At 35.0% G+C, this 19,184-nt stretch carries 18 protein-coding genes; 15 read left to right on the top strand and 3 right to left on the bottom strand.

Annotation, left to right across the window (positions count from 1 at the left end):
* Positions 1-44 precede the first annotated feature (44 nt).
* Entirely contained in the window at positions 45-620 is a 576-nt protein-coding gene (locus T479_RS15975; RefSeq protein ID WP_025220208.1) for an outer membrane protein assembly factor BamD, read from the top strand.
* A gap of 263 nt (positions 621-883) precedes the next feature.
* Positions 884-1,111: a hypothetical protein gene (locus T479_RS15970; protein ID WP_024363237.1), complete on the top strand. Its 228-nt coding sequence runs from the start codon at positions 884-886 to the stop codon at positions 1,109-1,111.
* Positions 1,112-1,250: 139 nt separating this feature from the next.
* Here T479_RS15970 and T479_RS15965 read toward each other — a convergent pair whose 3' ends face one another.
* Positions 1,251-1,475, bottom strand: a complete 225-nt coding sequence (locus T479_RS15965) for a hypothetical protein (RefSeq protein ID WP_024363236.1) — start codon at positions 1,473-1,475, stop codon at positions 1,251-1,253.
* Between the two features lie 199 nt (positions 1,476-1,674).
* On the opposite strand from T479_RS15965, the gene T479_RS15960 reads away from it, so the two are divergent.
* The 6 genes from T479_RS15960 (at position 1,675) to T479_RS15935 (ending at position 7,060) form a co-directional block, all read left to right on the top strand.
* Entirely contained in the window at positions 1,675-2,049 is a 375-nt protein-coding gene (locus T479_RS15960; RefSeq protein ID WP_024363235.1) for an HsmA family protein, read from the top strand.
* Positions 2,050-2,387: 338 nt separating this feature from the next.
* A complete protein-coding gene (locus T479_RS15955) occupies positions 2,388-2,828 on the top strand; it encodes a YfmQ family protein (protein ID WP_024363234.1) in 441 nt (146 codons plus the stop codon).
* A gap of 874 nt (positions 2,829-3,702) precedes the next feature.
* On the top strand, positions 3,703-4,992 hold the full coding sequence (locus T479_RS15950; protein ID WP_025220207.1) for a DNA methyltransferase: 1,290 nt from the start codon (positions 3,703-3,705) through the stop codon (positions 4,990-4,992).
* Positions 4,989-5,813 carry a hypothetical protein gene (locus T479_RS15945; RefSeq protein WP_025220206.1) on the top strand — a complete coding sequence of 275 codons (825 nt, stop codon included), beginning with the start codon at positions 4,989-4,991 and terminating at the stop codon, positions 5,811-5,813. Before T479_RS15950 ends, T479_RS15945 begins: the two co-directional genes overlap by 4 nt.
* A gap of 58 nt (positions 5,814-5,871) precedes the next feature.
* A complete protein-coding gene (locus T479_RS15940; RefSeq protein WP_025220205.1) occupies positions 5,872-6,438 on the top strand; it encodes a DUF4256 domain-containing protein in 567 nt (188 codons plus the stop codon).
* A gap of 91 nt (positions 6,439-6,529) precedes the next feature.
* Positions 6,530-7,060: an NUDIX hydrolase gene (locus T479_RS15935; RefSeq protein WP_025220204.1), complete on the top strand. Its 531-nt coding sequence runs from the start codon at positions 6,530-6,532 to the stop codon at positions 7,058-7,060.
* Positions 7,061-7,413: 353 nt separating this feature from the next.
* On the opposite strand, the gene T479_RS23325 is transcribed toward T479_RS15935, so the two are convergent.
* Positions 7,414-7,584: a YjcZ family sporulation protein gene (locus tag T479_RS23325; protein WP_081327855.1), complete on the bottom strand. Its 171-nt coding sequence runs from the start codon at positions 7,582-7,584 to the stop codon at positions 7,414-7,416.
* Positions 7,585-7,639: 55 nt separating this feature from the next.
* On the opposite strand from T479_RS23325, the gene T479_RS23805 reads away from it, so the two are divergent.
* Positions 7,640-7,810 (top strand): hypothetical protein, encoded by a 171-nt coding sequence (locus T479_RS23805; protein ID WP_158497901.1) that lies wholly within the window; start codon positions 7,640-7,642, stop codon positions 7,808-7,810.
* Here the strand turns inward: T479_RS23805 and T479_RS15925 are convergent.
* A complete protein-coding gene (locus T479_RS15925; protein ID WP_025220202.1) occupies positions 7,792-9,528 on the bottom strand; it encodes an ABC transporter ATP-binding protein in 1,737 nt (578 codons plus the stop codon). The two genes, T479_RS23805 and T479_RS15925, sit on opposite strands and share 19 nt — an antisense overlap.
* Before the next feature lie 168 nt (positions 9,529-9,696).
* Between T479_RS15925 and T479_RS15920 the strand changes: the two genes are divergently transcribed.
* The 6 genes from T479_RS15920 to T479_RS15895 all read left to right on the top strand — a co-directional run bounded on the left by T479_RS15920 (position 9,697) and on the right by T479_RS15895 (position 19,174).
* Positions 9,697-11,127 carry an ABC transporter permease gene (locus T479_RS15920; protein WP_025220201.1) on the top strand — a complete coding sequence of 477 codons (1,431 nt, stop codon included), beginning with the start codon at positions 9,697-9,699 and terminating at the stop codon, positions 11,125-11,127.
* Positions 11,128-11,143: 16 nt separating this feature from the next.
* On the top strand, positions 11,144-12,640 hold the full coding sequence (locus T479_RS15915) for an ABC transporter permease (protein ID WP_025220200.1): 1,497 nt from the start codon (positions 11,144-11,146) through the stop codon (positions 12,638-12,640).
* 25 nt (positions 12,641-12,665) lie between these two features.
* Positions 12,666-14,477 (top strand): ABC transporter substrate-binding protein, encoded by a 1,812-nt coding sequence (locus T479_RS15910; protein WP_025220199.1) that lies wholly within the window; start codon positions 12,666-12,668, stop codon positions 14,475-14,477.
* Between the two features lie 153 nt (positions 14,478-14,630).
* On the top strand, positions 14,631-14,969 hold the full coding sequence (locus tag T479_RS15905; protein WP_025220198.1) for a hypothetical protein: 339 nt from the start codon (positions 14,631-14,633) through the stop codon (positions 14,967-14,969).
* A gap of 623 nt (positions 14,970-15,592) precedes the next feature.
* Complete coding sequence (locus T479_RS15900; protein WP_025220197.1) at positions 15,593-16,771, top strand: beta-ketoacyl synthase N-terminal-like domain-containing protein; 1,179 nt, start codon at positions 15,593-15,595, stop codon at positions 16,769-16,771.
* A 12-nt stretch (positions 16,772-16,783) separates the two neighbouring features.
* The gene (locus T479_RS15895) at positions 16,784-19,174 is read left to right on the top strand and encodes a sensor domain-containing protein (RefSeq protein WP_025220196.1); all 2,391 of its coding nucleotides are present in this window, start codon (positions 16,784-16,786) and stop codon (positions 19,172-19,174) included.
* Positions 19,175-19,184 lie beyond the last annotated feature (10 nt).

Below are 19,184 nucleotides of genomic sequence, written 5' to 3'. Positions count from 1 at the left end.
TTAACATTTTAGTTATTTTATAAATGTATAGAGGAGAAATTGTATTGAAGAAAAGTTGGATTTTTATTTTGTGTTTAAGTTTATTTTTAGTAGCATGCTCTAATGAAAAAGTTGGTGATCAAACAAACAGTGAACAAAAAGAAAAAAGTATAGGATCTTTGGTAAAAGAGATAAATAACTATGTGATTAATAAAGAGTATACAAAAGCAGTTGAAATTTATGAAGAATTAGGGGATTTAACGAGCAATAATTATGATGAAGATATAGAAGAATTAATTGCAAAAGAGAAAGGTTATAAAAATGATATACGTATTGTAAATGAAATAAAAGAACATTTAGATGAGGCGTTATTTAATCCAGAAAGTTTACAGTTACATAAAATTTTTATTGCAAAATTTTCAATGGATAATGAGGATTATGAAATTTATATAGATTACTCAGCAATGAATAAAATGGGCGGTTATGCGCGAGATTATTTGGAATGGGAAGTTAAAAACAGTGCTTTGCAGAACTTTACTCAAATTGAACCTGAGCTGTTTAAACAACAGTTAGAACTGCACAAAAGTAGTACAATTAGTGATGATAGCTATGAATTTGATTTAAGTTTGATTAAAGAATAAATATATAATAACTGATTAGAGTAACAGCTATTTAGCTGTCGTTATGCGTGGAAATTTCCCTCTAGGACATTATTGTAAGCCTAACATCCACAATAGTTGTAAGGTTTATGAGTTTTGTATTGGACTTATTTTTAATATCGCCTTGATACGTAATTAAATTGCTTACTTCAACCATGAAATGTCTTTTTATTATTCTTCAACGTTTCATTGATTACTTCATGCCCATTTGTCCCATGATATAGGTAGATGGGGGGTGCAGGCTAATGGATTATGAATATTCCGTGAAGTTTTACTTTAACGAAAGCCGTGAAGAAGAATATAAAATTAAAAATAATATTGGACAAGAAACCTTTGTAGAAGAACTGTCTAATGGATTCAATGAAAAGCCTTGGTATTCATTTACTGAAACTGAACATTTTAAAACGATATTAATTAGCACGAAAGAAGTTTATAAGGTATCGGTCGTGCAAAATGTTGTCACATTTGATTAATCCAACGAATTTAATACTTTTATCGTTATGCTTACAACGATAGTTGGATATTTAAAAAGGAAGCTCTAATCGCTTCCTTTTTGTTTATATAATATTACGCTATAGATAATGGCAATTCGTGCAAATAAAAAGGTTAACGTTACATCGTATGGTTTGTTTCATACTCGATGTTTACTTTAATTTTGTGCAAGTCCCTATCAATTTTTGAAATTAACATATGTATTTCTTCATTTTCTGAAGCGTTAAACGTTTCTCCTCTTCGTTTGCTTAACGTGACTGTTTGATTGATTAACCGCAAACAAGATTTAATTAACGCTAAATCTGTTTTGATTGCTTCTTTATTTAAAATGTCTATTTCATCCATTAATATTCACCCCCACTATAGATAATACAATATTAGTAATAATTAACCAATGTACAGCGCTGTCCTTAAAAAACTGATGAAATATATCTTAACCAGTTCATCTGTTGTTCATCTTGCCTTTGTAAAATATATCTGGGCAATAAGTGTATGCATTCTTAAAAGGTACATTTAAATTTGTGCTATGAATCGGGTGATTGAAATGTTAATAATGGCTACAATATTTATTACAGCAGCACTAATTTTTTATACAGTAGGAGTATGGTCAGAAAAATTTCAAAAAACATTAAAATTGTGGCATGTGATTATTTTTTGGATAGGCTTCATATGCGATACGCTTGGAACGACCATGATGGAAAAAATGGCTACAGAAGGATCTTTATTTAGCTTTCATGGCGTAACAGGTTTATTAGCTATTGTGTTAATGTTATTTCATGCCATTTGGGCTTCTATTGTGTTGGTGAAAAATGACTCTAAAATGAAGCAAAAGTTCCATAAGTTAAGCATGGTGGTATGGTTCATCTGGTTGTTTCCTTATATATCTGGAATGATATTCGGGATGATTAACAAATTTTAAAGTTTTGTTCTTTGAAAAAAATGTTCTAAAAATTACCCTATTTATTATTATGTCACAATACTTTCATTTGATATTCAAATCTTATATGGTATGGTTTTGAATGGGGCATTTACTGAATTCCAATTTTCAATAGGCGCTATCTAAATCAAGATTATATTTTAGCTCTAAAATAAATGTATGGGCAAAATAACATCCAATTAGATGGTTACAATAAATGTAAATCCCTTTTGAATGAGTGGTGGTTGAAAACACCCCTCTAATGAAACACGGAGCAATGAAGGTGATACAATTTAATTACTTGCTACTACATTAATAAATTATGAAAGAGCTGATAAGATATGACATGGGGTTTAGTTATGACAATAGTGATTGGATCTATTGTTAAATTGGTAATGAGTCCTCCAAGCATCGTTGTAGGGTGGACTGTCAGTAAATTTGAACTGCACAAAAAACTGGATGCAAAAGATGTTACCGTAACCTATAACGGAAAGAATTTAGAAGAAGAAGAAAAAAGTAGATTTACTAACTATTTTAATGAAGCTTCGTTTTTAAAAAAGCATTATATTTTCCCAGGTAATGAAAAGTTATTTTTAGAACCTGAATCAAATATCACGCCATTTGTTATCAATTTTAAAAAAGGCAAAAAGGATATACACTTCTTTGTTTTTAATTACGATAATCACGTTGATATCGTGAAGAAATACAAGGAAAAAGTCGTTTCATACAGTGTAAGTTCTGATTGTTTACAAAACTTTTCAACGTCTAAAGGTTTAGTATAAAAAGCTTTCATTGCAAATGATTCAACCAGTTGTCGCTATTATAGCGGCGACTGGTTGTTTTCGTTTTGTATGAAATGAAAAAGGCACTTACTAAATTGTAAGTGCCTTTGATTGCGTCGTCTTTTTTAAAATAGTAAAAAAATTGCTATCGTTTGAGATTGTATAGTCCTCTTTGGTACTTATGACAGTCAGTGATTTATTATGTGAATCAAGGAATATCGCATAACCTGTATTTAATGTGAAGTTGATTCGGTAATCATAATCAAGCAAGGATACGGATGCTTTTTCAAATTTGGCGTTTTTAAAAGATTCTATAAGTTCTTTTTGTGTTTCTTCGGGGAGTTTTATGTCTGTAAATATAACTTTGTAGCCTATATTGACTCTATGAACAGTGACAGTTGGATTGGCTGCATTGAAATTAGCGTCCGTTAATACATCTGTTGCAGAATAGGTTCGACTTTTTATTGCAATAAAAAACTAGCAACAACGATTATAAGTAAAGATAAAATAACGGTTAATATAAATTTTCTGATTTTTGATTTTTTCGTATAGACCCCTCTTTATCCTTTTTTTATAAAATGATAGCAAAATGCTGCAATTAAAAAGAATAGCATTTGCAATTCTTTTACGAAAAATTATAAAATTCTATATTGTATTTATTTGAAAATTGACTAGGATGGATTTTGTTTATAAAATTTGTGTACTGTGTTTAGTAAGTTAGTGGTTTTTACAGCACAAAATAGCTTTTAGTTAGCAGCATTTGCCTTCTATAAGAATTAGCAAATACATGAATTACATGTGATTTTCTTACTAATGGTTAGAGGTTAGTTAGTTGATTAATAATACATGGCGTTTGAATGGATGGTGTCAGTAAATGTTAGCAGAAAATATAAGGTCAGCTAAAAGAGGAAAAAATGAACGGAATGGTATTCACAATTGGCATCCCTATTATGCGAGTTATTCTGAATACTTTGTGGAGGATATGCTAGATTATTTAGGAGCTAATGAGAGCTCGATTGTACTCGATCCTTGGATGGGCAGTGGGACAACGGCTTTAGTGTGTCAAAAGAGAGGAATCAAATCTTTTGGTATAGATATCAACCCAGTGATGGTCATTTTTTCAAAAGCTAAAACTAGAAATTTAATTGAATTTAATTTGGATAGTATCGGAAATGCTATTAAGGAAACGGCTAGTCATGTCAAACTTGCAGAAGATGAATTTTTAAATAATGAAGACACATTAGAATTTGTAAGTGATAAACATCTGAATGTGTTAAATAAAATTCAACTAGCTATCGACGACGTTTGTAAGCATCACAGCGATATTTCAGATGCACCATTATCAGATACAATACGAGCTTTTTACTTTGCCGTTCTATTTAGATGTTTAAGGTACGTAGGGAAATTCAAGGTAGGTAAAAATCCAACATGGCTAGTGAATGAAATACGTAAAGCGAGAACCGACGAAGTAGATACATATCATTTATTTTATCATTATGTAAAGGCCATGATAAAAGACTTAGAAACATACTATACGAATATTTTAAATTATGGCTATTCCTATCCCTCTTTGTATGAAGGGGATAGTAAACAAATGATTTTTTCTGATTGTACCGCAGATAATATCATTACTTCTCCTCCGTATTTAACACGCATTGATTACGCTGTTTCTACAAAGCCAGAATTATTGTTTTTAGGTTATAAACAAGATACGGATTTTGATAGAGTGAGAAGAGCAACTATGGGAGCTCCTGTTATTGCTGATAAAAATATAGTCATAAACGAAAAGTGGGGTAGTTGTATTTGTTCTTTTTTAAAACAAGTGAAAGAACATCATGCAAAAGCCTCCCAAAGTTATTACCTACCTATATTTTTACAGTATTTTAGAGATGCATTTGAGTCGTTACGTGAAATCAAACGAGTACTAAAACCAAATGGACAAGCTTGTCTTGTGGTGCAATCTTCTTATTATAAAGATGTAGAAGCTAAACTGGGAGAAATGTATGTGGAGATGGCTCAATCCCTTAATTTAGAAGCACAAATTATTAAACGAGATGTTGTGAAACATCATTTAGCCAATGTTAATACGAAATCTTCGAAATATGTGAAAAATAAAATTTACTATGAGGATGCTGTTCTTATAAGAAAGAAGGGGAAAAATTGACGGAGTATAGTAGCCATAGAGAACAAGTAGCACAAGTTCATGGTGTGTCAGATAGACAAAATATCGTCGAAAATGCTTTATTACATGCATTCGAACCTTTTATTTTTATAAAAGAAGTACCATTTATTAATTTTGGTAATATGACTGCTGGTGAATTAGCGAATGCATTTAGCGCTTACCCTATCGTGGTAAAATCCATTTTAGCGACGGTAAATGTTGCAGGAAGGGCGATTAAGCGAGATTTAGATATATCTATTGATACATATAGTGATAAGTTACCGAAAGAAAAAGCGGCAATTTTAGCAGGTTATATTAAACCGATGTTGCCCAATGAACTTGCAATTCCTGCAATATGTGAATTGGATAGATGGTTTTATGTAGATAAAGAAATAAGAAAATTTAAAGGTAGTTGGGAAAAAGCGATTCTTACTATTTTAAAAAAGAATGCCGTAACAGATGATTTTAAAAAAGTTAAGTTTGAATGGGATGGGGAAAACTTTCAATTAGATGCAGTACATCCATCCAATGCGCCCTATAAGGTTGGTATCGATGTCAGAAGAATTGAGGCAAAACAAGATATCCATAAAAGGGCAGATGAAATCATCAATAAGGCGAGAAAATTTAAAAAAATTTGTCCAAATGCTAGCTTTTACGCAATAATTTATTACCCATTTACGAGTGAACATATTAATTTACAAACCAGATTAAAAGATGAACATATTAATGGTGTTTTTTTTGCTACCGAATCATTTTCAAGTATTGAACAGCAGACAAAGTATATTTTAAGTTCAGAAGGTTTACTGAAGGACGAGATTTATTAGATAATGAATAAATAATAGGTTATGAAGCAAAGTTAGAAATAATAAGGAGGAAACAACTATGTCAAAGAAAAATAAAGCGTTATCACTCGAACAATGTGAGGAATTACTTCAAACTTTGCAAGAGCGATTTGAGAAAAATATGAATCGCCATCAAGGACTTGATTGGACTTCAGTACAAGCAAAGCTCGAGACGAAAGCTGAAAAACTATGGTCACTCAATGAAATGGAAAACACTGGCGGTGAGCCTGATGTCGTAGGGTATGACGAAAATACGGGGGAGTTTATTTTTTATGATTGTGCAACGGAGAGCCCGAAAGGTCGCAGAAGTGTTTGTTACGATCGTGAAGCATTGGAGTCAAGGAAGAAGCATCAACCAGAAAATACTGCGATAGATATGGCAACGGCTATGGGCATTGAACTTTTAACAGAAGAACAATACCGAGCATTGCAGGAACTAGGTACTTTCGATTTAAAAACGTCGAGCTGGGTACAAACACCTGCAAATATTCGAAAACTGGGCGGGGCCATTTTCTGTGATCGTCGCTACGATACGGTCTTTATGTACCATAATGGAGCGGATTCCTACTATGCTGCAAGAGGCTTCCGTGGCGCGCTTAAAGTATAAATATAAAAAAACTTCGGAGAGCTTTCTAGAGCGTTTATGCTGTTTAGAAAGCTTTTATTTATTACAATTTAGTATTAAGGGGAGTGGTTATGTGATTTTCAGCAAAGTATTTGAGGAACCAAATAGTACACATTGTACAAATACAATTTTTAGGGAAGCTGTTAGAGCCATCATTTTAAATCAAAATAAAGTTTTGCTAGTTCATTCAAATAAGGGAGATTACAAATTTCCAGGAGGGGGACTAGAGGACAATGAAACTCATTTACAAGGGTTAGTACGGGAAGTAAGGGAAGAAACAGGTTATGTGAATTGCTATGTTTATAACAAGCTGGGCTTGATTTATGAAAAGAAAGTGGATGATGATGACGACAACACATTATTCCAAATGACATCCCATTATTATCTTTGTGAATTAAATGATACAAGGATGATAGCACAGCAACTAGAAGCATACGAATCCGAACTGCAATTTACTCCGAAATGGGTATTAATTGATGAAGCAATTAAACAAAATGAAAACTTGGGGAATACATTAGAGAACAACCGATGGCTACAGCGTGAAACCTTTGTTTTAAAAGAGCTGAAAAGATACGTAGCGTCAGGATTTCATAAAAGATCATAGCGTACTATCGTATGCTCCTAATAGATTGAAACGGGTGAAGCATGCGATTTTTTATATCCAATCATTCATATAACATGGTTAAACCTAAAATTTCTTTTTAAGAGCGTTTGAGGGCTAATCACCAAAGGAGAGCCCAAATGAAGGGTAACAGTATTAAAGCTATCATAATAACGAAAACAGTCATCCATGCAAATTTGCAGGGTGACTGTTTCTTTCATATGAAAGCGGGAGCTAGTGAAAAATGTAAAGACCGTATTTCAACCAGCTCGTCTATTTTGAAAAACAATGAAAAGGGTCACTAGGCTGGGCATAACCCTTTTTAAAGAGAGGTGCAATCAAACTGTATGTTAGAATTAGCAGTCTTCTTTGCTATTTATGAAAGTAGCGCCAACAATAATTAAAAGAATAAATAATACAACGATTAGAGCGAATGTTGAACCATAGCCATTGTTATTACCGTATTCATAGTTACCACAATAATTGTTGTTCCAACTGCCCCCTACATTTCCGCCGAAGTATCCCATGGAAAATCCCTCCTTTCTTCAATATATAGTATGTAAACTACTAAGAAGTGGAGGGGTGTTTATCCATTGGGGTAAGAAAAATAATGAAATCGCCATTAAAATAGTTAGAATCGCCAGCAGAACAAAGGAAATCGCCACTAATGCACAAGAATCGCCACAAAAACCTCCACAATCGCCACAAAAACCATTTGTGCAATTCGTTATTGGTTACATCGCAACCCAGTGATCTTTAGAAACTTCTACAAGTTGTGTATTGTCTAAGTTAAAACGGTTTACCATCAACTCTTCTTCGGTCATGACTTGGCGTTTCTTTTGTTTTTCAATGGCTGGATCTGGAATCGGAATTGACTGCAATAACATTTTGGTATAAGGATGTTGTGGGTTGGCATACAGCTCTTCGCTCTCTGCTAATTCTACAATTTTTCCTCCATACATAACGGCAACGCGATCGCTAATATGTTTGACCATCGACAAATCATGGGCGATAAATAAATAGGTTAAACCTAAACGTTGTTGTAAATCTTTCAGTAAATCCACAACTTGCTTTTGAATGGAAACATCTAGAGCAGACAGTGGTTCATCACATACTATAAAATTTGGCTCGACAGCTAAAGCGCGCGCAATGCCAATACGTTGGCGTTGCCCGCCACTAAATTCATGAGGGTAGCGTAAAGCATGTTCCTTTTTTAAGCCTACTAGTTCGAGTAATTCTTCAACTCGGGCACGACGTTGTTCTGTTGATGTCGTTAATTTATGTACATCAAGCGCTTCCCCGATAATATCAAGCACCTTTTTACGAGGGTTTAGTGATGAATAGGGATCTTGGAAAATAATTTGCATATGACGTCGCATACTTTTTAACTCATTTTTAGATAAGCGTGTAACAGGCACCCCTTTATACAACACTTCACCATCTGTTGGTTCATGGAGCTGTAAAATCGTACGCCCTGTTGTGGATTTGCCTGAACCAGATTCACCAACGAGCCCCAATGTCTCACCAGGGAAAATACGGAATGATAAATCATCGACTGCCTTTAAAAGCTCACCTTTCTTTAAATCGAAATGTTTTGATAAATTGCGAACTTCAACAAGCGGTACAGTTAAATCTATATCTTGTGCTAGATGGGGTGGCTGTTTCGGTTCTTTTTTTTCATGAAGCTTTGGCAATGCGTTTAACAGACGCTTTGTATAGGGGTGCTGTGGGTTCGCAAATATTTCTTCCGTAGTGCCTTCCTCAACAATTTCTCCCTCTTTCATGACAATGACACGATCACACATACCTGCAACTACACCTAAATCATGCGTAATTAAGATAATAGATGTCCCTAGACGTTCTTGCATTTGCTTCATTATGCTTAAAATTTGTGCTTGGATTGTGACATCTAGTGCTGTTGTTGGTTCGTCAGCAATTAACAGGGCAGGGTTACAGGCAAGAGCCATGGTAATCATGACACGTTGACGCATACCACCACTAAATTCATGCGGGTACTGATGATAACGCTCCTCACTATTTTTTATACCAACAGATTTTAATAATTCAATCGTTTTTTTGTAGGCTTGCTTTTTAGTCATTTTTTGATGCTTCATTAAACCTTCAGCGATTTGTTCACCAACACGAATGGTTGGGTTAGTGGAAGTCATGGGGTCTTGGAAAATCATACTAATATCTTTTCCCCGAATCGCTTCCATTTGTTTTTCCGTTTGTGTCACTAGATTGTCCCCTTGGAAAAGAATTGTTCCAGACTTTAAAAAAGAAGGGGGGGAAGGGAGAAGGCGCATGATGGATCGAGCCGTTACGCTTTTACCGCTACCAGATTCGCCTACAATGCCGACTGTTTCTCCTTTATTGACATAAAAGTTTACCCCTTTTACTGCTTCAAATTCACTTTCACCAGTAATAAAAGAAACGCGTAAATCTTGTATTTCAAGAATTTTTTCACTCATCGAATGCTCATCCTTTTATAAATTTTAAATATTCTTATTGACGAAATGTAGTCGTTCATACATACTGTACTATACAGGTAGGGATTGTACAATATAACCTGTGATGTAAATTATTTCGTTTGATTTTCATACCTTACTACTATAGTAAACGAAGAAAGGAGGAAATACATGATTAATTTTCAGAATATTATAAAGTTTGAGGGAAGTTATTATTTCAAGCGGGTTTTTAGCGAGATAACGAGGAAACATAGTTATTCAATTGCACTATTTTTACTAGGATTCCCAGTTCATGTTGTTACATATTTTTTATATTTGTTAAAAAAGGATAAAAATTTATATGTGCCGTTGTTTGCACAAATAAAACAACAATTTATTTCAGAGGGAAAAGTACATGCTTGGGCAGCCGAATATAAGCTACAGGAACAAACAAAGGCTGCATTTTTTAATAAATCACTGAATGAACGTCAACTGGATTTGGTTGTTAATCAATTAACAGAACAAAAGCTACATAGAGAAGTTGAAAAAATATTAGCAAACGATGGTTTAGCAAAGCCTTCTTATAAAAGCTATTTTAGTGAACTGCTTGAAAATCCACTGTTTTTAGTTTTGTCATTTATTCCAGGCGTTTTTATGTATATTTTCCTTATCTTATGTAGTAACGCATTTAGTCGGTTTATCGTTGAACGTTTAGTTCAAAGTGCCTTTGTCATCGTTGGTGTTGCCACATTAGTATTTACGATTTTATATTTATCACCATTTGACCCTGCTCGCAATTTGCTAGGTATTGAGGCAACACCTGAACAAGTCGCAAATTTTAATAAAATTTATGGACTCGATCAACCTTATTTAGTGCAGCTTTGGCATTCTTTATCTGGACTGTTTACGTTTGATTTAGGTAATTCGTTTGAAGGCAAGGAAAATATTACGCAAAGTATTATGAATAAATTTCCTGTGACATTGGAAATTGCCCTATTGTCATTACTAATGGCGGTGGCGATTGCCATTCCTGTTGGGATTATCTCAGCGGTAAGGCCAAATTCTTTTGCAGATTATGCGTTTATGTTTATCGCACTTATTGGTTTATCCATACCGAGCTTCTGGCAAGGTTTGATTTTTATTTTAACGTTTTCATTAAAATTACAATGGTTCCCAGCTACGTATAATCCGAATAATTGGTTATCCATTGTTATGCCAGTTGTTGTATTAGGTACTTCTATTACAGCGTCGATTGCTCGCATGACAAGGTCAAGCATGCTTGAAGTGATTCATGAGGATTATATTATTACTGCCAAAGCGAAAGGATTGAGTGAGCGCAAGGTTATTACCAAGCATGCGATTCGCAATGCAATGATTCCTATTGTTACAGTAATCGGTCTGTTATTTGGTGGTATGCTTGGCGGTGCTTCTGTTACAGAGAAAGTCTTTAACATCAGTGGTATTGGTAGCTATATCGTTGATAAACAATTTATTCCGGATATACCGGCACTCCTTGGAGGGGTTGTCTATATTGCGATTACGATTTCGATTGTCAACATGGTGATCGACGTGTTATATGCATTCTTTGATCCACGTATTCGTTCAAAAATGAAGAAATCTTAGGAGGAGAGGGGATAGTGTGAAATTCATCTCGAATGTTAAGCTGCTAATTAAAATAACGCAAGAATATGTCAATGCACAGTTTACCATTGTCTTTTCTGCTATTTTTTCAGTGTTGTTTTTACTAAATAGTTTTAATTTTGCTGACGGTGTATGGCGTCCCTATATCCTTGGGCTATTTATCATTTACGTTGCTACGACTTTATATGTATGGGTCGCAACGTGGCAAATAAAAAAAGATTTAGCTAAACAACGAGAAATTCAAAAGCGAACAAGATTGCTTGGTTACCCATTAATGTTAACAGTACTAGTGGGTAATGTATTTGCAGCAGGTTTCGGATTTATGCTCGCAACAAAAAATAAAACGGCAGAATATACTTTTGCTATCTATGCCTTCATTACACAAATTTTTATTATCGGTATTTCGGCACTCAATTTATTTAAGCCGTATGTAGTCGATACATTTTTATTTGCAATGGGTGGGTTTTTAGCACTCGCTGTCTTTTATGCCGTGATGGCTATACTTGTAGCGCGTTACGTTACGGCTAGTAATGCGCCAAAATGGATGATACCCCTTGGTGTGGTGTTACTTTTACCTACACTAACTGGCAATTTATTTTCATTACTGCTTGGCTTGACGTTAATTAAAAAAGCACGTAATACGGATCCATCGGCAGTAGAAAAATGGCAAAAAATATGGAATAAAATCTTGCGCAATACGATGGCTGTATTCGGCATGTTCTTCATTATTTTTATGTTCTCGCTGTCGGTCGTGAGTTCATGGACATTTGATTACGATTTTGCCGTGCAAAATAATTATAGTGCCTTGCTACAAACGCCATCTTTAGACTATCCGCTCGGAACTGATAATTTTGGTCGGGATTTATTTTCTAGAATCGTATTTGGTGCTCAAATTTCATTAATTGTTGGTTTCTTTTCTACAATTATACCAGCTGTAATAGGAGGAGCACTCGGTGCGTTTTCAGGCTATTACGGAAAAAATACAGATAACATTATCATGCGTTTGCTAGATATTTTATATGCTATCCCAGGCATTTTACTAGCTATTGCAATTATTGCAGCATTTGGCGCAAATACAGTGAACTTAATTATTGCGTTGAGTGTAGGGGCTATTCCAACCTATGCACGAACGATGCGCGCCAATGTCATGCAAATTGCCAATTTTGAATTTGTTGAATCAGCAAAGGCGCTAGGCGTATCAGATGCCGCCATTATTTTTAAACATATCGTACCGAACGCTCTTGCTCCGATGATAGTAAAAGCGACTTTAACAATTGGCGGAGCGGTCATATCGACTAGTAGTTTAAGCTTCCTTGGCCTCGGTATAGAGCCGCATATACCAGAATGGGGCAATATTTTAAAAGTAGGTAGTACGTATTTAGAAACCAATGCTTATGTGGCTATTTTCCCAGGGTTATGCATTATGTTACTCGTCTTATCGTTTAATTTTTTCGGCGATGGATTACGTGATGCCCTTGATCCTAAAACAAATTAACTTATTATATTGGAGGAAAAGACAGATGAACAAAAAATTATTTACATTGGCTACATCAGCAACTGTTGCAGCGGTTGCGTTAGCTGGTTGTGTAGAAACAAAATCAAATGTAGAAAATAAAGATGATCAATCAGAAACAGCTAGTACTAAACCAGTTCTTGAAGTGCTTGGGATGGCTTCACAAGAACAAGATATGAATATTGTACGAGACCAATTAGTGAAAAATGGTTTTGAAGTAAAGTTAAATATTCAACCAGACTTCGGTTCTTACTCGGCACAAAAAGATGCTGGCAACTATGATGTAGCGGTATCTAGCTGGACAACTGTAACCGGCAATCCAGACTATGCAGTAAGAGGATTATTTAAAACAGGTGGAGATTACAGTGTGACTGCCGATGCCACTGTCGATAAATTAATAGATGAAGCAAGTACGTTAACGGGGGATGCTGCAAAAGAGAAGTATAAAGAGCTAGAGCAAGCTTTAGTATTTGATAATGCGTATATTGCGCCATTATATATTTCTCAAAAGTTCCAAGGGATTTATGCAAAAGAAGTAAACCCAGACACTGTCCGTTTACCAAAATCACGTGCACAAGCATGGGAAACAATTTCATTTAATGATACCGCTAAAAATGCAACAGATACATTAGTTTTACATCAAGGGATTGCTTCCTTAACTTCTCTTGACCCGGTAAAAGGAAATGACGGTTCCATTAATACATTAAATACTAATATGTATGTACGATTAGTGAATTTATCTGATACGGATGAGGTCGTTTCTAATGGTTCACTATCTTATCATCACGCTATTTCCGAAAATAACAAAGAATACTATTTCGTCTTACGTGATGATATCAATTTTGCTAAGGTGGAAAATGGCAAAGCGGTAGATACCGGCGATTTAGTATCGGCTGAAGACGTTGTATTCTCTTTACAGCGCGCAAAAGATCAAAATTCAGTACCAGATCACCGCACATACTCTATTCATGAGAATATTGACTCTGTAGAAATTGTTTCAGATATAACTGCACTTGAAGCGGTGAAAACGTCTGACGGTCAATCAGTTTTAGATGAATTATCGGCTAAACTTCCTGCAGCGATTGCACAAGTTGTAACGGACGAAGCGAGTGTAGATAATGCAGCAGGTAAATATCAAGTTGTGAAAATTACAACACCGAATCCTTTCCCACAAGTGCTAAACTATTTAGCTCACCAATCGGGCGGAATTGTGTCTGAAGCGGCAGTTAAAGCAGTCAATACATTTGACGTAGCAAGTTATGACCCAAATGTAAATGTGGCATACGGTGACCAAGCTACTGTAACAGAAGGGGCAACATATGCCAATCATTTAGCGGCATCTGGACCTTACATTTTAGTTCAAAAAAATGATTATGAAGCAACGTTTGTCAAAAACCCAGCTTACCAAGTAGGGACTGAAAACGAGCCGAAAATTAATCATATTAACGTTCGATTCATTGAAGATAATGATTCAGCACTTTCTGCTCTTCGTAATGGTGAAATTGACGTATTACAATCTGTGCCTGAAACGAAAATTGATGTTGTAAAAGGTGATGCAAACTTAGCGTTAAAAACAGCGGATAGTAATGCTGTATCATATTTATTAATCAATCCAAAAGGCCGTGAAGTTTCGAAATCTGCAGACTTGCGTAAAGCCATCCTTTACTCGATCAACCAAGATGAATTTATTAGTTTCTATCAAGGTAATAAAAAACCAGCCGTTTCAACAGTTTCCCCACTTGTTGACACAGGCCTAAAATTAACAGCAGATAGCACAAAGGTAAAAGAATTTCTAAGTGCTTATAAAGCTAGTAAATAAAGTATCTGCCACTTTAGGTAAAGCACTTCAAAGCCATTTTTTATGGTTGAAGTGCTTTTTTTAGTACAAAGCTACATTATTTGTTTAAAATTGGAACTTTTCAGAGTTTTAATCGTATATGAAGAAAAAAGATAAAGAAGGGGAGTTAGGCATTTGCGAAAGAAAGATGTACTCATTATGCTAGTCACTTTGATTGTAGAAGGAATCATTACTTACTTGATTGCATCGTTTTTCTCTGTTCGATTTATCGAAATTATGTTTTTTGTTGGTTTTGCCATTGCAGGTGGAATTTTTTACTTTTTGAGTAGTGGTGGACCAATGGCTAGATACAATGAAGTTCAAGTTACTGCTCAAACAGGAATCATTCACAAAAACGAGCAATTTACTACCAAGAAAGGTCCGATATTTTTGGCTTCGGTATTATTTTGTTTAATTGGACTGGTGTTTTTTCTCCTATTAATTGCAGAGATTATTCCACCTAGTGCAAAGTAATATAGAAAAGTTATGCAGCTCTTATTCCGACTTTACAAAATACTTTACTTACATTAAAAAGCCCTTCTACCATTCTCCAACGGTTAGAAGGGCTTTTGCTGTTGACATGATAAACCAAAATAGAGGACATTCTAGTGTTCGTTGTAAATCAACGTACCGAATAATTCACATAGTAATTGGAAAGTACTTTAAGAAAAAGTCGGAGTTGATTGTTGTGATATTTAATCAAGATAAAGAATTTTACTGCTATAGCTGTCGTAAAAAGACGGTCTTTACATGTAAAGATCGACACAATAAAAGCGGAGTAGAAAGTCATTGCAGTGAATGTAGCGGCATTTGGTTTGAATGGCAAAATCGAGCCGTTGAGCGAGAAATGGAAAAGTGGGTTGAATATAACCACAAAATCGTCAATTAATACTATTATTTCCATAAAAAATGGTATTCTTGCTTGTAAAATATTAGATGAAAAGAAAAACCTTGCTTAAAATATTACGAGTTTTTGCTTAAATATGATACAAATTATTCATTTCAATCACCTATTTAGAACTTAAGGCTTGCCAATATGGCTATGTCTGATTTAGTTGTATATAATAAAATAAAGTTAACGCGTGAAGGTGATTGTATTGGACGACATAGTCATAACAGGGTATGGCATTAAAGCTCCTGGAATTCTAGATAAACATAGTTTTTTAAATGTATTAACAAAAGGTATTTGTACACAGAGTAATTTAAACAATGCTCATCAGCCTCAAGCAAACATCGTTGCGGGCGTGATTGACCAAAACTTTCAGGAGATTAATGGCGTAAATTATCGCCGACATCCACGTTCTGTAAGAATGGCAATTGCCGCGACATTGGATGCAATGGAAATGGCAAATTTAAAAGATGTTCAACCGCATCGAATCGCTGTCATTATGGGTACATCCGCTGGAGCGATTTTGGAAATCGAAAAATATGCTGCGGATGGTTTTGATTTAAGAAAATTCCCGATTCATGGGGTTGCGCTTGTTGATACCCACACGCTTTCGAGCTCTGTTGCAGAAGCTATCGGATCGTGTGGTTCTGCATTTACCGTCACAACTGGTTGCAGTGCTAGTTTAGATGCCATTTTAATAGGGAAACAATTATTAGAGTCTGGAAGTGTTGATGCTTGCATTGTAGGAGGAACAGAGGCTCCTTTAGGCCAGTGGACTATTAATGGCTTTAAAAAATTGAGGTCTCTTTCAACGGAGTGCTCCATTGAAAAAGCGGGTGTTCCCTTTTCAACACTGCATCAAGGCTTTGTTTTATCCGAGGGAGCTGGCGTTATGGTTTTAGAACGTAGACAATCTGCAAATGCACGAGGGCAAAGCATTTATGGGAAGGTTGAGCGTGTTATTTCGAGAAATGAAGGGCAGAAACTATTAAATTCTGATAGTACTGGTAGACATATGTTAGACGTTTTTCAAGAAACGGTTGGGGATACACTACCGAGTTATATAAACAGTCAGGCACTAGGCATAGCATTGAATGATCAAATCGAACGCTTTATTTTGGAAGAAACATTTGGTTCAAATGTGCCCATTACTTCGATTAAAGGAATGATTGGTCACACGTTTGGTGCAATGGGAGCAATGCAAATCATATCTTCTTTGTTGTCAATGGAATATGGGTTTATCCCGCCAACGATTAAAACATTAGGGCATGGATTTGAAGATACACCGATTGTTTATGAAACGAGGCATCAAGCGGTAGAGTCTGTATGTATCACTACTCATGGTAGTAGCGGGAATAATGCTTGTTTATTACTGACACATACTTAGGAGGCTCTTTATATGTTTTTTATTTTTTTACTTTTGTTATCTGGTATTCCCATTTGTGTTGGAATTACGATTTTAGTGTTATTCAAAAAAAATAAACTATCTAAAATTATTTTTCTATTTCTTCTTTTGGCGTCCTTTTGGCATATAGATGTTTCATTTTTATATGCTGTTCAATTGTTTAGCCAAGAGACCATTATGTTCTTTTTTAAACTATTTCGATTTGGGTCAATCATGTTAACACCAACCATCTTTTACGTTGGGTATACGATTGTTCAAGAAATGCTCCCATCGGAGTATCAAAAAAAGTGGGGGTCTATTGTTAATCGGACCACTGTGTTCATCTCTTATGCGTTTGCGTTATTTGTTTACATAATAGGATGGAGCTCTAAAAGTATTCGTGGGTTAGAACGTATTCAAATGGATACAAGTGTTTTTTACTTTCCTGTTGATGGAGAGCTATCCTGGATTTTTAATTTTAATGTATTTCTATTTATCATCACAATTATTATTTGTTTGTTGATTAGTTTAGATGTACAACATAAAAGTGAACGTTCTTTTTTATTTTATTTTACTATTTTCACATCCATCGGCTTTGCTATTGGTTACTTAAATATGTTTCCAACTTCTAGATTGTACCCAAGCTCGATTGCTATTTTAGTCTTTGCGATTTCTATCTTGATTCTTTCGAGTAGAATGCATCTTGAAATTGTTAATAATATGAATAAAAAGCTATACGAGCAAAAGCAGTTTTTGTTCAGGGTCATTGATTTAAATCCTAATTATATTTATGCGCAAGATGAAAGTGGTCGTTATACATTAATGAACAAATCGTATGCACAGTTAATGGGCATGAGCTTTCAAGATATGATTGGGAAAACGGACGGCGATTTACTAGCTGACTTCACTGATGGAGAAGAATGCAACAATCCAGATAATACGTTTAAATTGCCAGAAAAGTATTTTATAAAAGAAGAAGCTATTACATCCGCTTCGGGGGAAGTGGTATGGGTACAAACGGTTAAAGTTCCGATTAATATAAATGATAGTGCTACATTACTGGCAGTTTCAACTGATATTACGGAACGCAAGCGCTATGAAGATGAAATCAAGTTTCAAGCTAATCATGATGCATTAACAGGGTTACCAAATAGAAGGATGTTCAATGAAGATTTAATAGCGCTTTTAGAACAAGCAAAACTTGAAGGAAGTCAAAATGCCATATTGTTCTTTGATCTCGATCGTTTTAAATATATCAATGATTCACTTGGACATGATGTGGGTGATCTCTTATTGATTGAAGTATCAAGGCGTATTGAAATATTGCTAAAAGAAAAACATAGCAAGGCAACGATCTATCGACTCGGTGGAGATGAATTTACCATTTTACTGCCTGATTATGATGCTACTGAAAGTGAGAGATTTGCTAAAGATTTGTTATGTCAATTTAATACAGCGTTTTGGATTGATGGAAGTGAGTATTTCATTACACCGAGTATTGGTATTAGCACGTTCCCTAATGATGGGTATGATGCGAATACATTGATTAAGCATGCAGATACAGCCATGTACTACGTAAAAGAACGAGGGAAAAATAACTATCAATTATTTACTTCAGAAATGCAACAACACTTCTATCGAAAGATGATGATTGAAAAGCAATTACGAACAGCATTAGATAATGAGGAGTTTGAGCTTTATTACCAGCCTATTATTGATGTGAAAACGAATGAAATTATTGCTATGGAATCACTCATTAGATGGAATAATGAGGTGCTTGGGCAAGTTACCCCAGATGAATTTATTTCCGTTATGGAAGAAACAGGGATGATTATTCCGATAGGTAAATGGATATTGACTACAGCCATAGCACAAACAGCCCGTTGGCACAATGAAACAAATAAGCCTTTAAAAATAAGTATTAATGTATCGGTGAAGCAGCTGCTTGAATCAACATTTGTAGAAAATGTTAAGCAAGCAATAGAGAATGCGTCATTCGATGCATCCTATGTTGTGTTGGAGATTACGGAGAGTATTGCGATGTACGCTGAGTCAATGATTGAAAAATTATATGCATTGAAAAAACTAGGAATCAGTTTATCAATGGATGATTTCGGTACAGGCTATTCTTCGCTTAGTTATTTAAATAAATATCCATTGGATTCCTTAAAAATTGATAAATCATTTGTTATTGGGATGAACCAAGATGATGAAAACAAAGCGCTTGTCAAAACCATTATCGCGATAGCTAAGCAGCTCGATTTGAAAGTAATAGCGGAAGGAGTAGAAGGGGCGGAAGAATACGAATTCTTAGCCGAAATTGGCTGTGACTATGCGCAAGGTTATTTGTTTAGCCGACCACTACCTGTCGCAGCATTAAAAGCGCAATGGCTTACCATTAACTGATGTACGCCCT

It is taken from the genome of Lysinibacillus sphaericus, assembly GCF_000600105.1.
Taxonomy (GTDB): Bacteria; Bacillota; Bacilli; order Bacillales_A; family Planococcaceae; genus Lysinibacillus; species Lysinibacillus sphaericus.
Note: the sequence above shows the minus strand (reverse complement) of the source record. Positions and strands in the feature narration are given on the sequence as shown.

Excerpts from the sequence above, each read along its gene's own strand:
- T479_RS15960 (WP_024363235.1), top strand. The coding sequence starts at position 1,675 with ATGTTAATAATGGCTACAATATTTATTACAGCAGCACTAATTTTTTAT.
- T479_RS15920 (WP_025220201.1), top strand. The coding sequence starts at position 9,697 with ATGATTAATTTTCAGAATATTATAAAGTTTGAGGGAAGTTATTATTTC.
- T479_RS15925 (WP_025220202.1), bottom strand. The coding sequence starts at position 9,528 with ATGAGTGAAAAAATTCTTGAAATACAAGATTTACGCGTTTCTTTTATT.
- T479_RS15895 (WP_025220196.1), top strand. The coding sequence starts at position 16,784 with ATGTTTTTTATTTTTTTACTTTTGTTATCTGGTATTCCCATTTGTGTT.
- T479_RS15965 (WP_024363236.1), bottom strand. The coding sequence starts at position 1,475 with ATGGATGAAATAGACATTTTAAATAAAGAAGCAATCAAAACAGATTTA.
- T479_RS15940 (WP_025220205.1), top strand. The coding sequence starts at position 5,872 with ATGTCAAAGAAAAATAAAGCGTTATCACTCGAACAATGTGAGGAATTA.
- T479_RS15910 (WP_025220199.1), top strand. The coding sequence starts at position 12,666 with ATGAACAAAAAATTATTTACATTGGCTACATCAGCAACTGTTGCAGCG.
- T479_RS15950 (WP_025220207.1), top strand. The coding sequence starts at position 3,703 with ATGTTAGCAGAAAATATAAGGTCAGCTAAAAGAGGAAAAAATGAACGG.
- T479_RS15970 (WP_024363237.1), top strand. The coding sequence starts at position 884 with ATGGATTATGAATATTCCGTGAAGTTTTACTTTAACGAAAGCCGTGAA.
- T479_RS15955 (WP_024363234.1), top strand. The coding sequence starts at position 2,388 with ATGACATGGGGTTTAGTTATGACAATAGTGATTGGATCTATTGTTAAA.
- T479_RS23325 (WP_081327855.1), bottom strand. The coding sequence starts at position 7,584 with ATGGGATACTTCGGCGGAAATGTAGGGGGCAGTTGGAACAACAATTAT.